The sequence below is a fragment of the Reinekea forsetii genome, assembly GCF_002795845.1.
GTDB lineage: Bacteria > Pseudomonadota > Gammaproteobacteria > Pseudomonadales > Natronospirillaceae > Reinekea > Reinekea forsetii.
The window spans coordinates 2,987,229-3,002,862 of sequence record NZ_CP011797.1 but is presented as its reverse complement, the minus strand read 5'-3'; the positions used below and the strand labels follow the sequence as shown (position 1 = coordinate 3,002,862).

The following is a 15,634-nucleotide window of genomic DNA, read 5'->3' as shown; positions in this document are numbered from 1 at the left end:
CTGGGAAAGTCAGCCAATGACCCCAAAACCTAAGCTAAGTGCTTGACACAAAAGAATTAATCCCTAGAATAGCGCCCCACAGTGCCAGCGTGGTGAAATGGTAGACACACGGGATTCAAAATCCCGCGCCCTTAAAAGCGTGCCGGTTCGAGTCCGGCCGCTGGTACCAAATATTACTTAGAAGCCTGCTATGAAGCGGGCTTTTTTGTGCCTGCGATAAAACCGCCTTAAAAACCCATCTTACAATCCAGTGCTTTTTAGCCGGACGGCCTACGTTGCGCTTGCACTGGATTAGTCACCATCAGCCATCAAGCTTGGACAAAGGGTTTTATAGTGGCTCGCGATCATCTTCGGTTAGCATTTGGAACGACAACCGCTCAGTACCAAACAGGTTCCTCGATAACTCCACCAACATCAACAATTCCTGATCATTCCAAGCTCTGACTGCCTGGGCCCCTGGGTGTGGCGTTGTGTGAGCTGCCATGCCGTTGCTGTGTGCGATAGCGATGGATGTATACGAAAATACTCTATAGCCAAATACGGGAATTATCTCATTTTTTGGAAGCGTTCGAATACCATTGTTGAACTGCTTTTGTGTCGATATATTAAGCAAGGAATGAATCTGCCAGCTTTAATAATTCCTCATTTAGCTGGCAGTGTCTTTTACGTATCGAGGAATCCAGCTCACCCAACTATGGGTGTGCGGTGGCCCAATCGCTAGCGACAAGCGCGCCTTTGATCAGCTAGCCAGGCCGCCATCTAAAAGTATAGAAGTTAAAACCAAAGCTCAAAAACGTGTTGATATACTCGCGGTACCCGAAAGTGGTATAACTGATACCCCAGTCAGCTCTTCGTATTCACCTCAACTGATGCGGAAATTAACTAGCTTCCAATTGGTATTGACGTCTGATCAGTTACAGAGCAACCAATGGTGTTTATTTATAAGCGTAAAATTGGCCTACTCCAACCTAAAAGTAATATTTTTAGTATTCAGTAAAGGAACAACTATGAACAAATTTCCACTAATTTTTGCTTCGATATTTTTAGCAGCGTCGGTTGTGGCAGAACAGCCAACTTTTACTATGGGCCCTGCAACTCAAACGCATGCTGGTTTGATTAATTGTGGTGGAAAATCTCGCCCTAGTGCTGTTGGTGAAATCACATCGGAAGATGGAAGAATGTGGGTTGTACCAGCACAGAATAACTATGAAATGGCTCCTAAAGCAGGAGACCTGTTTAACGAATGTGGTGGTAAGGTATTGAAATCACTCGCTGACTTAAACTTAAACGATGTGACAGTTATGGATGCGGGAGGTGAAGAGGAGTTTACGGTATATTTATTCCCCGATAACTACTTTGAGCTATACGTAAACGGAATACTAGTTGCTGTTGACCCCGTTGTTTTTACGCCATTTAATTCTACTATTGTACGTTTTAAAGCGGATCGTCCGTTAACTATCGCTATAAAAATGGTGGACTGGGAAGAGACGCTTGGTTTAGGAATGGAGAGCAATCGTGGTACTAAATTTCATGCTGGCGATGGTGGTTTAGTGGCCCATTTTCAAGATGCAAAAGGCCAGACTGTAGCTATAACAGATGATACTTGGAAGGCTCAAACTTTTTATACCTCCCCCATCGTCAATAGACGTTGTTTGGTAGTAAGTAGCTCGTTGCGCGATAGTTCAGCTTGTGATAAGCAGAAAGTAACTGATGCTAAAAAAACCTCAGCGGCTCATTGGACAGTCGCGGAAGACTGGATGAAGCCGAATTTTGATGACAGTGCATGGCCTGCAGCTGAGACCTTCACTAATGACACCGTTGGGGTTAAAAACAAAAAATCATACATGAATTTTCTCGATGTATTTGACGCAAAAAGAGCTGATGCTGAATTTATTTGGTCGTCTAATCTGGTATTGGATAACTTAGTTTTACTTCGAAAAACAGTTAAATAATCCTACCAAGTTGTCCAAGTGGGAGAATAGTATGTAATTATCGTTCTGTCTGGATGACTTTAGCCAGCTTTGTTACCTCGTTTGGCAAGGGATTGTGCCGCTGAGGTGTCTTGAGTCACTTAGCCATAAGAAATCTCTAAGCGTAATCACAGGGCTGAGAATCCTTGACAAACATGGCAAAATTCCACATGTTCCCATTATTGCGGAGCTAGGTTGTGGTCGGTTCATCTGGTGCTGAGTGCCTTCTCGAGAATTACCCAGCGTCCTGTCGCCCCTCGGGATGCCTATTGGCTACTTTGCCATCATTGATTACAGGATACGAAAAAAAAGACTCTCTAATACCGGAATTTTGAGTTTATTTGCCAATATAGTCCACCCTAACAGGCACTGCCTGTCCGGTAGTAGAGTTGTATGCAACCAAGCCACCACTTTCGACACTGTGGCCGGTGATAGCCCGTATGACTACTTGATGGGTCACTAACAAGCTAAGGCCATGATTGTTGTCGGCTAAATAGCTCTCTAGTTTTGTTAGCGTTTCTTGTTTATCAGCATGGCTTTGAAAAAATGAGTTCAGGCCCGAAAATGCTTGCCATTCCCCTAGATCCAGCAATCTTGCAGTTTCACCACATCTGCACCACTCACTCGATAATACCTCATCAAAGTCAAGGCCATTTGTCAGCATGTATTCACCAATACGTTGTGCCTGCAGTTGGCCGGCCTGGTCTAGGTTGCGTTGAGTGGAGCAGTCACCAATCTTGAAGTCTATGGGGTCACCAAAACCCGGGGCAATGGCATGGCGCATGAAAACGATATTTGCATCAATTTTTTTAATTGCAGATTTTACCGGCTCAACGTTCTCCTGCGCGCCTAAGAGTGCGACAGTAAAGAAGACACAGAATAATTTCAATAAGGCGATTACCGAAGCCTTTGACGTTGCACTTAACATGAATTTCAAAAACCTTTTCGATTAAACGGGGCGGGGGGGGGCATGTACTCATATTTACTATCATAGTTGATGTTGGCAAACGTCTCCATTGCCCGACAGGTAAGAAAGTGTAGATATTTTTCCGACGCCTCTACTGTTTAGGTTCACAAGCCCTAGGTCGACCAGTGACCAGCGAGCAGGGATCTCGGTTGTTTACCGATAAAATGATCCACTTGTATCGCCCGCCTGCTGTCCCAATTGACCAACAGCAATTTGGTTTGCTCAATTGCCCTTCCATCGATAATTATTGAAAGGTCTCCTAAACCGCTTACTTGAGGAACAAGTGCACGAGGGCGGAGAACTAGGTTGATCTGGTCCTGAGCGGTCAGTAACCGGTGTGCTTTGTTATTCGCAAGCTTATAAGATTCCACTCAGGCCCAGGTTCTGGGACAAAGACCACTAAACTCATTTTGATTTTAAAAGGTTGAGCTCGATCAAAATTTCGCGAGACATAGGCTTGCGCCAGATGGTCTGATAACTTTCAATGACATTTGATCGAGAGACGATTAAGCCAGGCAGGGCAACCCAATCTGGGCAATTGCGATCAAGCAACGTCGTGATTGTAGTGCGGGCGACGGCTTCACCTTGCTGAAAGGGACGCTGGCCTGCCACCCCAATCACAGGCCCCCCTTTTGCAAGGCTTTCTGCCACCTCGTGCCCAAGATCCACCGTTGTAATGGGCGGAATCGGGTTTCGTTTTGAAACTGCCCTGACGACGTCAATGCAGGGACTATCCCAGACGACGAACAGTCCTGCAATTTCCGAGTGGTCATTTATGAGTTGGGCAGCTTCATGTCCGGCGTCACCAATGGTTGAAAATCTCGCTGTTTTCACCGCGACGTCAGGGCGGTTGACCTCCATCCAACGACTAAAAGCGATTTCACGTTCATTTGTGGCAAAGAAATCTGCATCATAGGCGAGCACCCCGGCAGCAGCGCCCTGCGGTAAGTGGTCAGACAGAAGTTCGGCTGCAATTCTGCCCAAGCCAAAGTTGTCAGCTGAAACAAGCGAGACATAGTCTTTGCCTGGAAGCATTCCAGTGGGGACATTGTCAATCAAAACGAGTTTTATACCCGCTTCTGAGATCGCAAGATGGGCCTCTGTGACGGTCGTATTGTTGACAGGAAGGGAAATAATAGCGTCAGGCGATTCCTTACGCAAACGGTCCAAGGCATCGATTTGCGTTGCGGAAGAAAAGTTGCAATCCACAACGTCAATGACGATCGCACCGCATTCACCCAATGTCCCAATCACCCCTTGCACTAGAAGCCTGGCCCAGTTGCTTTCTAAGGTGTGCATGACAATGGCGACGCGTAACTTTTTTGCACATGCCGCAGTTATGTCCTGTGGTAAAAGGGTAACCCGCTCTGGCGGAGAAGCACTTTCACCGTGTGGTCCAAGTCCAACTATTTTCATACCAATCTCCTCAACGGCCCGGTGGGGCTTGGGCCCCGTCGTTGGCTTGCTGCGTAATAGAGCCTAAAGTTTCCAAACCATGTAAAAAGTCTGGATGCCGGGTTGGAGATCCCAACAATATCCAGCCTTTCAAGAACGTCGGATCAAATAGCGCCGAAACAGCGATGCCGGCCGCACCCAAAAGGGCAGCGGAATTGCCCATTTGCGATCGCAGGATGCGTAGATCTCGTGTGACAAGCGGATGCGATGCACCATAAACAGTTTCACGTACGCTTGCGAGCAAGATGTCATTCGTCTGTGCAATCGACCCGGCGATGACAATAAGTTGTGGGTTCAGCATATTGGCAAGGGTTGCTACGACACCGCCAATGATTCGACCGCTTTGCACGATGATTTCTGTGCTCACGGCGTCGCCCATCTGTGCCGCCTGACAAACCTCAATCGCCGTAATGTCGGTTCCACGCACAAGTAAGTCGGCCAGATAAGCGCTTTCCCCCGATTGTGCGGCCTCGGTACCCCGCGCTTTGATCATGTTCGCCCCAGCCATGGCATCGAGTGTTCCAGTGGTGTCGCCAGATGTCACTGGTAATTGTCCAATCAGACCAGTGGCACGAACGGCCCCGCGGTAGGGTTGGCCATTACTGACCAGACCGGCGCCAATTCGCTGTCCGACTTTGATAAACAGCATGGTTTGTTGGTCTATCCCAGTGCCGCCATGTAATTCCCCCATCGTCATAGCATCAACGTTAGAATTCATCCAGACAGGGGCATCAAATCGCTGCATCAGTGCTTCGACAAGACCGCTCTTATCCCAACTAGGAAGAAAGTTGGGGGTTTCGAGCAAAAACGCGGCGTTGGGGTCGGTGAGAACTGGGCCGGGCACGGAAATGGAAATCCCCCACAAATCCGGAGTTTCGGCCTGCCGCGTCATTAGCCAATTAATCAAGGCGTAGATACGGGCCACAGTCTTGGTCTGATCTGTGATATTGGCTGCTTCGTGATGTTCCGTCAATAGCTTACCGCTGAGGTCGGCAAGGCCGACGCCGATGGCGGATTGGTCGAGTGTGACAACAACAAGTCGCGCACGATCCTTGGTGAATTGGACGCGGCGCGGCGCCCGACCGCCTGTGGCCACGCCTGTTTCACTTTCATTAACCAAACCAAGTTCTGTAAGGATCGCAAGCCTGTCGGCGATAATAGCGCGCCCATATTCGCTGACGCGTTCTAAATCCTGACGGGTCGTAGTTTGGCCCAAACGCACATGATTTAGCACGGCAACCAGGCTTGCTGTAGCCACTTCGCTGTTGCGCGGCCGTCCTTTTCCTCTTTGGTTATTCGATGCTGATTTGTCTTTGTGCACGAAAATGGGTATCTCCCTGGTGAATAATCACAACAATATTCTGCTCATATTTGCAGGACAAGTTCGTTCTTTTGTATGAAAAGAGACCTTTGCACAAAGATATAAAGATATAGAGATACAAAGACACATTGCGATATCGTCAATAATTAATAATACACCAATTTAAAGTCTTTTTGGTACAAAGGATCACCGGTTTGGAGTAAAAATAGCCTGCAAAAATAACGCTCTAGGAACACGTTATAGCATGGAAAAACCTTAAGCAGTTAAGCTGAGTGTAGCTAATAGCCTGACGTCTGGGCGTGAAGCACTGACTAAATCGGATGATGTAAATGAGATGATCGATTGGCAAGTTATAGAACACCTACTGTGTGACATCCATGCCAAACGTCGTCGTAATGCAGCGTGGCCACCTTTGTTTATGTTTAAAGCGCCATTTCTGCCGAGCTGCTGCAGCCTGAGTCATCCACGATTAAAAGGTAGCTCCTTAGGAACCGATAGTTATGCCGCTTCGTACGGGCGGTAAACTGGCATGTTGAGGCTCATTACCCACCGCTAAGATCACCCGCGTCTGCTGCTCACGGATCTTATTTTCTGGCACCGGCCGACTGGCCAGTGGCCGTGGGCCATGTCAACCAGACCCGCTCGGGACCAACGACGATAGGTCCTGAGGCTTACTCAGCTTTTATGCCGGCCGACCTCAGGCACACCTTGCACAGTCGAGCGAGTGTTTGGGCTTCTGAAGTTACATATTATGGCATGGGCCAAGCCCGCTACTTGGGGCTGGCTCGTAATCGTATTCGATTCGGTGTGATGTGTTTGGCTTATAATCTTAGGCGAGGGGCGAGCATTAAGAAACCCTGTAAAGCTTCACATCATAGTTGCGCCTAATAGTTAGAAAAAGGGTGCTAAAAAGCCATCTGATAGCAAAATGTTCGGATATATGGGTTGAATGCAGGGTTTTATGCTTCGTTTTTGGACTATCGATGATTTTTTAAAGCTTGTGTATCCAGAGGAAAAAATGTTCTTGTACTAATGTCTTAAAAAAGCAAAAGAATGCAATCTTGTGCATAAAAAATATTGACTACAGCCTAAATGCGGCTTAAGGTGGTTTTATCAACCGATGGAGTAGTGCGACATGAGTGACTGGAAGCTGGCGTATCAAGCTAATTGCTGGGGTAATCTTGGCGGGAATGCAGAGGGCGTGACCTCAATCACGCAACTCAGTTATCGTACATTTGGAGATATGGACCGGGCCTGCGCAGAAATCGCAGCCGCTGGATATACTGGTGTTGAATTGTTTGACGGCAATCTGCTGGATTACGGTGTCACCGATTTTCGCACCATGCTCAAGAATAACGGTCTGGCATTGGTTGCAGCGTATTCCGGTGCTAACTTTATTTTTGATGACATCTTGCCGGAGGAATTAGCACGCATTACACGCGCCGCTGATCGCGCTGCAGAACTAGATGCCCCGCATTTGGTGGTCGGTGGAGGCGCTAAGCGTTTTGATGGTGTTCGCGATACTGACTATGACAAATTGGGCGCAGCTCTTGATCGAGTAAAGTCATTGGCTGAGGATCGCAATCTTACCGCTCATTACCACCCGCATCTGTCTACGATTGTCGAGGGCCCCGAAGAGGTGCGTCGCATCTTCGGTCTGACGTCAATTGATTTTTGCCCTGACACAGCACATCTTGCTGCGGCTGGTGGTGATCCGGCGCAGATGATCCGGGAACATGCTGACCGTATTTCCTATGTACACCTCAAGGGGTTTCAAAAAGAGCCCTTTGCATTCACACCGCTTGATCGCGGTGATGTGCCGATGGACGGGATCATTGCCGCTTTGCGCGAAACGAATTTCGCAGGCTGGGTGTGCACTGAACTAGATTCTTGGGACGACCCCGCTGCTGGCGCACGTGCCAGTATTGACTATTTAAACCGAGTCTAACTGACCAAAACCAACCGGGGTTCGCCCCAACCTGCTGAGAGGAAGTATTATGATTGCACGTAGAAATATTTTGGGTTCCGCCGCCGCCGCCGCCGCACTGGCGCTGACTCTATCCGCTGCACCAGCTGTAGCAGATCCATCCGCTGCTTTGGCCGCACTGCAGGAAACAGTCCTGTCCAAAGGCCCAAGCGGAGAAGAACCGAGCCCTGCAACCGACTTGAAGCTGAGCGCTGCAGAAATCGATCAGATCAAGGCGATGAACGCGACAGCAGCCATCGTGATGCACTATGCCGGCAATGACTGGTCACGTGCACAAATCGAAGGCCTCAAGTTCCAGTTCGGTGAATTGGGAATCGAAGTGATCGCTGTTACTGACGCCGGTTTTAAACCGGAAAAGCAGGTCGCAGATATTGAAACAATAATGGCCCGGAAGCCCGACATCATCGTTTCTGTCCCAACAGACCCATCGGCAACAGCTGCTGCCTATATGGCGGCTGCGGCGGCTGGTGTGAAGATCGTATTTATGGAGAACACTCCTCCGGGCATGACAGCTGGTGTGGATTACGTTTCTGTGGTTTCAGCTGACAACTATGGCAACGGTGTAGCTGCAGCTCACTTAATGGCAGCAGCGTTGGGTGAAGATGGAGGTCAGATTGGCCTGGTTTTCCATGCCGCCGATTTCTTTGTCACACGTCAACGCTATGACGCTTTCAAAACCACAATCACTGAGGACTACCCGAACATTGAGATTGTAGCAGAGCAAGGTATCGGCGGACCGGATTTCTCTGGCGACGGCGAAAAAGCGGCCTCTGCTATGCTGATTTCGCATTATGACCTCGACGGTATTTGGGCAGTGTGGGATGTTCCGGCTGAAGGCGTTATCTCGGCGGCGCGTGTTGCTGGTCGTGACGATCTGGTTATCACCACCATTGACCTTGGTGAAAACGTTGCGATCAACATGGCGCAGGGCGGCTTCATTAAGGGTCTGGGTGCACAACGTCCCTTTGACCAAGGTATAGCTGAAGCGATGCTTGCTGGATACGGCCTGTTGGGCAAAGAAGCTCCTGCGTTTGTCGCGCTTCCGGCACTTCCGGTCAATAAAGACAATTTGCTTGAGGCTTGGGAGACAGTTTACCGCGCCGCGCCAACGCAAAATATCCTAGACAGTATGGACTAACTGACTAGGAACCGGCCCTACGGTAGCTCTCCCGCCATAGGGCCATCTTAAACTTTTTATTGACGGAGCATTCCGATGACTAAGACACTGAACGTAGCACTAATTGGTGGTGGTTTTATGGGTAAGGCTCACGCCATGGCCTATGCAGCTATGCCGATGTTTTTTTGGCCAGCCCCCGCAATCCCTCACCGCAAAGTAGTGGTTGATCTAACAGACCTGGCGGCTCAAGAGGCGCGCGATCGGTTCGGATTCGACGAAGCCTCAACTGACTGGAAGGCGATCGTCAACCGTTCAGACATCGACATCGTCGACATCTGCACCCCGAACGACGCCCACGCTGAAATCGCGATCGAAGCGTTAAAAGCAGGCAAACACGTAATTTGCGAAAAGCCGCTTGCCAGTACGCTTGAGGAATCTATTGCAATGGCGGAAGCCGCGCGGGCCTCAAATGGCACTACAATGGTCGCCTTCAACTATCGCCGCACACCCGCCGTTGCTCTTGCCAAGAAATTCATTGATGAAGGCAGAATCGGCGATGTCATCAACTTCCGCGGCACCTATCTGCAAGATTGGTCCGCAGATCCCGATGGTCCACTATCCTGGCGTTTTCAGAAAAAAATCGCAGGGTCTGGCGCTATCGGAGATATCGGCACCCATGTTATTGACTTGGCTCACCATCTTGTTGGTCCCATCGACAACGTGCAAGCGATCACTTCGACCTACATCAAAACCCGTCCCATACAGCAAGGCGGTGTCGACAAACTCGGTGCATCCGAAAAATCTTCAGATGCTGAGCGAGCCGAAGTGGATGTCGATGATGAAGTCATATCGATGGTGCGCTTCAAATCAGGCGCTGTTGGTAGTATAGAGGCCAGTCGCAATGCGTGGGGTCGCAACAACTTCATCACGCTGGAAATTCATGGTACGAAAGGCTCGATTTTGTTTAACTACGAGCGACGAGATGAATTACAGGTCATGTTCGCAGATGATCCGGGTGATGCGCGCGGCTTCCGTACTATCTATACCGGACCTGCCCACCCGTATGGTGAAGGCCTTTGGCCAATCCCTGCGCTGGGAATAGGTTACAGTGAGACCAAGATCATCGAATGTTATGATTTCTGCAAAGCTATCATGGATGGCACTCAGCCATCACCAAACTTTGAAGAAGCGCTGTTAACCGAACAAGTGGCTGAGGCCTTGATCCGTTCAGGTAAGACTGGCTTATGGGAAAACATATAGTGTCAACTGTCGCGGTCCGTATGAAGGGTATTTCCAAAAAATTTGGCGGCGTCCAAGCCTTGGATAACGTCGGCTTTGAAGTATTGGCCGGCGAAATTCATGCGCTTTTGGGCGGCAACGGCGCCGGAAAGTCAACGATCTTGAAGGTGCTCAACGGCGTGCATGCGCCGTCCGCGGGTTACATCGAAGTGGCGGGCGTACCGCTAACAACTCACTCACCCGAGGCGTCACGTGCCGCCGGTATCGCGATGAATTATCAAGAAATGAGTCTGATCCCGACGCTGACCGTTGCTCAAAACGTTTATTTGACACGTGAAGCGAAGTCGGGTGGGTTAATTGACGATAGTGAGGCGGAGCGCGATGCCGCCAAACTCTTTGCAATGCTTGAAGTGGATGTCGATCCGAGTGCCATCGTTGGTGATCTTGGTGCGGGGCAAAAACAACTGACGGAAATTGTCAAGGCTATTTCTCAAAACGCCCGCATTCTCGTACTTGATGAACCATCCACTGCCCTGGCGGTTTCTGATGTTGATCGGCTGTTTACTTTTTTGCGCAAACTAAAGAAGCAGGGCGTCGCGATAATATACGTAAGCCACCGTATGGACGAAATCGCCCGCATTGCTGATCGAGCTACGATACTACGCGATGGTAAACATGTTATCACAGCAGATATCGGCGATCTGCCCATAGATACGATGATCGAACATATCGTTGGCAAGCGGTCCCTCGGCCTTGCTGATGTGGTGCGAAGTGAAGCTATCCGCGGCGATATCGGGCTGGAGTTGCGAGACGTGTCGGGGCGCAACAAACCGAATAATATCTCGCTTTCGATCCACAAAGGCGAGGTCGTCGGGTTGGCCGGCTTACTTGGGTCGGGCCGTACGTCGCTCGCAAAACTCATCGCTGGGATTGACCCAGTGGCTTCTGGCGAAATTCTCGTCAACGACCGTGCTGTTAACTTCCGCCGACCCGGTGACGCCATCGCGGCGGGAGTGGTCCTTGTACCTGAAGCCCGGGCGACGCAGGGCATCATCGCATCCCATTCCGTAACCGACAATGTAATACTTGCTGGGCTGGACAACCTTACAAGTGCCGGCTTCGTCAACGCCGCCAAAGCACGCGCAGTTACAGATGCCCAAATCGAGCGACTTTCTATTAAAACAGCAAGCCGTGATCATGCTGTTAGTACGCTTTCAGGTGGCAACCAGCAAAAGGTGGTCATCGGCAAATGGTTGGCGGTTGACCCGGACGTACTGGTGCTTGACGAACCAACAGCTGGAATCGACATTGGTTCGAAATCCGAAATCATCAAACTGGTGCGGGATCTGGCTGCGAGTGGCAAAGCCATTCTGATGATTTCCTCCGAGTTGTCGGAACTTCTGACTGCCTGCGACCGCATTGTTGTCATGGCGGACGGACGGACCTATGCCGACTTCCCGCGCGCCGCGTTGGACGACCCAGCTGAGGAAAATACCGACATTGCACACCGCCTACAGGCCGCCGAACAGCGGCTACAAATCTCTATTCAAGAAGCCCTCGCTGCAGGGCAAAAGGATTCCCATGCCCAATACTGACACAAATCAACTCCCTGGTGTGCTTCACGCGTTTCTGAGGGATTGGCGCCAAAATATTATATATATTGGCTTTATTGCGATTTTTCTAATATTCGCTCTGACTCTGAATGATAGAGGGTTTCTGAACCCCAATAATCTGCTCAACATTGTCCGACAGACGGCGATGATCGCCGTGATGGCGATCGCAATGACATTCGTATTGTCAGCGGGTGAAATTGACCTCTCTGTCGGTGCTGTCGCTGGCCTTGCCAGTGTGACCGTTGCATTGGCGGTTTCCTTCGCTGGGCCATTTGCGGGGATTATTGCAGGTCTTGCAACAGGTATTGCCGTTGGAGTCTTTAACGGCTGGTTGACCACGAAAATTGGCATACCCTCGTTCTTAACGACGCTTGCAATGATGGGTATAGCCAAGGGGCTTGCCATGTGGGTGTCAGGCACAGCCGCTGTTCCGATCTTGTCGCAGGGCTATATCTGGTGGTTCGGCGGTGGCTCCATCGGGCCTATTCCGGTGTTGCTGTTTTGGATTCTAATTCTCGGTGCAGTCGGTCACGTCGTTTTACGCCGAACTGGTTTTGGTCGCCGGGTGCTGGCCACGGGTGGTGGCGAGCAAGCCGCTAGCTATTCCGGCATCAACACCGCCAAGATCAAGTTTCGGGTTTTGGTCATCTCATCTACTGCTGCAGCTTTGGCGGGGATGTTTTATGCGGGTCGCCTGCAATCGGGCCGTTTCCAGCTAGGCGAAGGCGATGAGCTTTCCGTCATCGCCGCAGCAGTGCTGGGTGGTACGTCTCTATTCGGCGGTAAGGGCACGGTAATTGGCACCCTCGTTGGCGCAATGATGATTGGTCTGATCAACAACGGGTTAATCTTGATGGGGCTGGAATTCAGTCAACAACTGATCGCGCGAGGAGGAATCATTATCCTTGCGGTCGCACTTAGCCAAAAAAGGGCGTGAGCAATGAACCATGTGACAATCATAGGCACAGTTACCGCAAAACCTGAAACTCGAGTAGAGCTGCAAAAACTTCTGTCCGCACAAGTGGGCCCGACGCGCCAAGAAACTGGCTGTATCAATTATGACTTCCATGTCGATGCAACCGATCCGTGTGTTTTTGTCTTCTATGAAAATTGGCGCAGCCAACAGGATCTCGATGCTCATATGGATATGCCCCATCTTACGGCATTGTTTTCGCAAGTGGACCGGCTTTTGGCCAGCCCAGTGAATATTCGGTATCTAAAAATGCACAGCGAGATCATGTGATGGCAGCTAAAATTAAAGGTCCAGCCTTGTTTCTGGCTCAATTCTCTGGCGATGCCGCGCCGTTCAATTCGCTTGCGGAAATCACCTCTTGGGCGTCGGGACTTGGATACAAAGGCGTTCAAATACCAACCTCCGACAAGCGGTTTTTCGATCTTGATCTGGCAGCAGAAAGTGCCGCCTATTGCGACGAGGTGCAAGGCACCTGCGCGGATTCAGGCGTACAAATCACCGAGTTAAGCACGCATCTTCAGGGCCAACTGGTTGCTGTGAATCCGGCCTACGATCTTGCATTTGATGCCTTTGCGCCCGCGGATTGTCGCGGCAATCCAAAGAAACGGCAGGCTTGGGCCGTCGACCAACTGATGAAGGCTGCAGTAGCAAGTGAGCGCTTAGGGCTAACTAATACAGTCAGCTTTACCGGCAGCTTAGCCTTTCCGTTTCTTTACCCTTGGCCCCAGCGCCCCGAAGGCCTCATCGAGGAAACATTTGCAGAGCTTGGCCGCCGATGGCAGCCTATCCTCGACCATTATGCGAACCACGGCCAAAACATCGCTTTTGAACTTCACCCCGGAGAGGATGTCTTTGACGGTGCAACATGGGAAATGTTTCTTGATGCTTGTGGTCAGCATGAGGCTGCGCGAATCAACTATGACCCCAGTCATTTCTTGCTGCAAAAATTGGACTACCTTGCCTTTATCGACCTTTATCACGATCGGATCAGCGCTTTTCATGTCAAAGACGCTGAATTCAACCCCGATGGCCGGCAGGGCGTGTATTCCGGCTATCAACCTTGGGTAGATCGAGCCGGACGTTTTCGAAGCCTTGGCGACGGACAGGTCGATTTTGGCGCAATTTTTTCCAAGCTGTCCCAGTACGGTTACGACAGTTGGGCCGTCCTTGAGTGGGAATGTTGCCTGAAATCACCTACGCAAGGTGCAAAAGAGGGCGCGCCTTTCATTGAGAAACATCTGATCGAGATGACCGACAAAGCCTTTGATGACTTTGCCGGTGGGACACGCGACGAAGGTGCAATCAAGAAGATGTTGGGTTTATGAAACGACTAAAACTTGGCATGGTCGGTGGCGGCCGGGGTGCGTTCATTGGCGGCGTGCATCGTATCGCCAGCCGGATCGATGGCCGTTTTGAATTGGTTGCGGGCGCCCTGTCGTCGAGCGCGGATACAGCAGCAGAAAGTGCCGCGGATCTGGGCATCGCACCCGACCGTTCTTATTCGGATTTCCGTGTCATGGCGAAAACCGAAGCGGATCGCAGTGATGGCATCGACGCCGTTGCGATCGTTACCCCGAACCAGATGCACGCGGCCCCGGTTATTGCTTTTCTAAGAGCTGGCATCAGCGTGATCTGTGATAAGCCACTTTGCGCGACCCTTGCAGAAGCAGACGAGATTGCAGCGGCCATCAAATCTTCAAGTGCACATTTTGTTCTAACTCATAATTACACGGGTTATCCGTTGGTCCGACACGCCCGAAGGATAATCGCCAATGGTGAATTGGGTGCGATCCGCGTAGCCCAGATTGAATATGCCCAGGATTGGTTGGCAAAAAGCATTGAAAACGAAGGGCAAAAACAAGCAGCGTGGCGCACAGACCCGGCCAAATCGGGCGGCGGCGGTGCCATTGGAGACATTGGAACACACGCTTTCAACCTGTTGGGATTTGTTACGGGGCTAAAAACTGAGGCCCTGAGCGCCGACTTGCATAGCTTTGGCACAGGCCGTCAAGTGGATGACAACGCACATATATTGTTGCGGATGCAAGGCGGTGCTAAAGCTATGCTCTGGGCGTCGCAAATTGCTATTGGAAATGAAAACCGAATGTGCCTACGGGTCTATGGCGAAAAGGGCGGGCTGGAATGGTCTCAGGAGAACCCGAATGTGATGTCGCTGACTGTTCACGGTGAAGCCAAGCGCATCCTGACGCGCGGTGGAGCAGGATTTGGTGATGGTTCTCAGTTGTGGACCCGCATTCCACCTGGCCACCCAGAAGGTTATCTGGAATGTTTTGCGAATATTTACACCGAAGCCGCTGACCTGATCGAGGGCAAAAACGACGGTGCGATGCTGCCCGGGATTGATGAGGGACTTCAGGGAATGCAGTTCATTGATACCTGTCTCCGCTCCGCTAAAAATAACAGCGAATGGTTGCCGTTCGGGCTTAAGAAGTCCTGATCCATTGTAATCCCCACCTTTAAAAGCTCCGCTAAAAATAGAGAGGTTATCAATCACAGTAGTGGTCTTGGTGGAAGCCCGCCAATCGAAGAATATGGTCGCTCATTATTGTAAGTCCATTGCCATTGGGTTGCCAATAACTGAGCCTGTTCGATGTCCTCAAAGATATTCAGCTCCAACCACTCTTTCCTTGCAGTGCGGTTAAATCGTTCAACGTAAGTATTTTAAGTTGACTTGCCAGGCGGGATGAAACGCAATCTAATTTGCTCCTGGTTCGCCCACTCAATAAGATCCTGACTAATATATTCTGGTCCATTGTTACAACGACGTGCACTGGGTTTTCCGCGCCGCTCAATGATTCTTTCCAATGAGCAAACACGCGCTGAGTCGGTAGCGAAAAATCCATGCCGATCGTTAAGCATTCCCGATTACAGTCATCGATTAGATTGAACGTCCGGACCGAACGACCGTCTTTCAACGAGTCGCCCATGAAGTCCATTGACCAGGCCTGATTTATCCTTATGACTGTTATTA

General features: G+C 50.3%; 12 protein-coding genes, 1 tRNA gene and 1 pseudogene. 10 read left to right on the top strand and 4 right to left on the bottom strand.

All coding sequences use genetic code 11. The features are described 5' to 3' along the window. Positions 1–83 precede the first annotated feature (83 nt). A tRNA-Leu gene (locus tag REIFOR_RS13760) sits at positions 84–169 on the top strand. Positions 170–1,007: 838 nt separating this feature from the next. Next, positions 1,008–1,952, top strand: a complete 945-nt coding sequence (locus REIFOR_RS13750; RefSeq protein ID WP_100258109.1) for a hypothetical protein — start codon at positions 1,008–1,010, stop codon at positions 1,950–1,952. A 355-nt stretch (positions 1,953–2,307) separates the two neighbouring features. Here the strand turns inward: REIFOR_RS13750 and REIFOR_RS13745 are convergent, their stop codons facing one another. From REIFOR_RS13745 to REIFOR_RS13735, 3 genes are all read right to left on the bottom strand, one after another. After that, positions 2,308–2,898 (bottom strand): histidine phosphatase family protein, encoded by a 591-nt coding sequence (locus tag REIFOR_RS13745; protein ID WP_100258108.1) that lies wholly within the window; start codon positions 2,896–2,898, stop codon positions 2,308–2,310. A gap of 444 nt (positions 2,899–3,342) precedes the next feature. After that, positions 3,343–4,353 (bottom strand): substrate-binding domain-containing protein, encoded by a 1,011-nt coding sequence (locus REIFOR_RS13740; protein ID WP_100258107.1) that lies wholly within the window; start codon positions 4,351–4,353, stop codon positions 3,343–3,345. A 10-nt stretch (positions 4,354–4,363) separates the two neighbouring features. After that, positions 4,364–5,713: an ROK family protein gene (locus tag REIFOR_RS13735; protein ID WP_158524391.1), complete on the bottom strand. Its 1,350-nt coding sequence runs from the start codon at positions 5,711–5,713 to the stop codon at positions 4,364–4,366. A 1,135-nt stretch (positions 5,714–6,848) separates the two neighbouring features. Between REIFOR_RS13735 and REIFOR_RS13730 the strand changes: the two genes are divergently transcribed. The 8 genes from REIFOR_RS13730 to REIFOR_RS13695 all read left to right on the top strand — a co-directional run bounded on the left by REIFOR_RS13730 (position 6,849) and on the right by REIFOR_RS13695 (position 15,100). Then, complete coding sequence (locus REIFOR_RS13730) at positions 6,849–7,661, top strand: sugar phosphate isomerase/epimerase family protein (protein ID WP_100258105.1); 813 nt, start codon at positions 6,849–6,851, stop codon at positions 7,659–7,661. Between the two features lie 49 nt (positions 7,662–7,710). After that, the gene (locus REIFOR_RS13725; RefSeq protein ID WP_100258104.1) at positions 7,711–8,838 is read left to right on the top strand and encodes a substrate-binding domain-containing protein; all 1,128 of its coding nucleotides are present in this window, start codon (positions 7,711–7,713) and stop codon (positions 8,836–8,838) included. 75 nt (positions 8,839–8,913) lie between these two features. Continuing rightward, entirely contained in the window at positions 8,914–10,077 is a 1,164-nt protein-coding gene (locus REIFOR_RS13720; RefSeq protein WP_100258103.1) for a levoglucosan dehydrogenase, read from the top strand. Positions 10,078–10,097: 20 nt separating this feature from the next. Then, the gene (locus REIFOR_RS13715) at positions 10,098–11,651 is read left to right on the top strand and encodes a sugar ABC transporter ATP-binding protein (protein WP_227003694.1); all 1,554 of its coding nucleotides are present in this window, start codon (positions 10,098–10,100) and stop codon (positions 11,649–11,651) included. Then, the gene (locus tag REIFOR_RS13710; RefSeq protein WP_162495507.1) at positions 11,638–12,606 is read left to right on the top strand and encodes an ABC transporter permease; all 969 of its coding nucleotides are present in this window, start codon (positions 11,638–11,640) and stop codon (positions 12,604–12,606) included. Before REIFOR_RS13715 ends, REIFOR_RS13710 begins: the two co-directional genes overlap by 14 nt. A 3-nt stretch (positions 12,607–12,609) precedes the next feature. Then, positions 12,610–12,912, top strand: coding sequence for a putative quinol monooxygenase (locus REIFOR_RS13705; protein WP_100258101.1), 303 nt, complete (start codon positions 12,610–12,612; stop codon positions 12,910–12,912). After that, entirely contained in the window at positions 12,912–13,967 is a 1,056-nt protein-coding gene (locus REIFOR_RS13700; protein WP_100258100.1) for a sugar phosphate isomerase/epimerase family protein, read from the top strand. The genes REIFOR_RS13705 and REIFOR_RS13700 overlap by 1 nt, the downstream gene beginning before the upstream one ends. Continuing rightward, the gene (locus tag REIFOR_RS13695; RefSeq protein WP_227003693.1) at positions 13,964–15,100 is read left to right on the top strand and encodes a Gfo/Idh/MocA family protein; all 1,137 of its coding nucleotides are present in this window, start codon (positions 13,964–13,966) and stop codon (positions 15,098–15,100) included. Before REIFOR_RS13700 ends, REIFOR_RS13695 begins: the two co-directional genes overlap by 4 nt. 53 nt (positions 15,101–15,153) lie before the next feature. Here the strand turns inward: REIFOR_RS13695 and REIFOR_RS17070 are convergent. Then, positions 15,154–15,614 (bottom strand): annotated as a pseudogene (locus tag REIFOR_RS17070) (integrase core domain-containing protein); the annotation flags it as partial. Between the last annotated feature and the right edge of the window lie 20 nt (positions 15,615–15,634).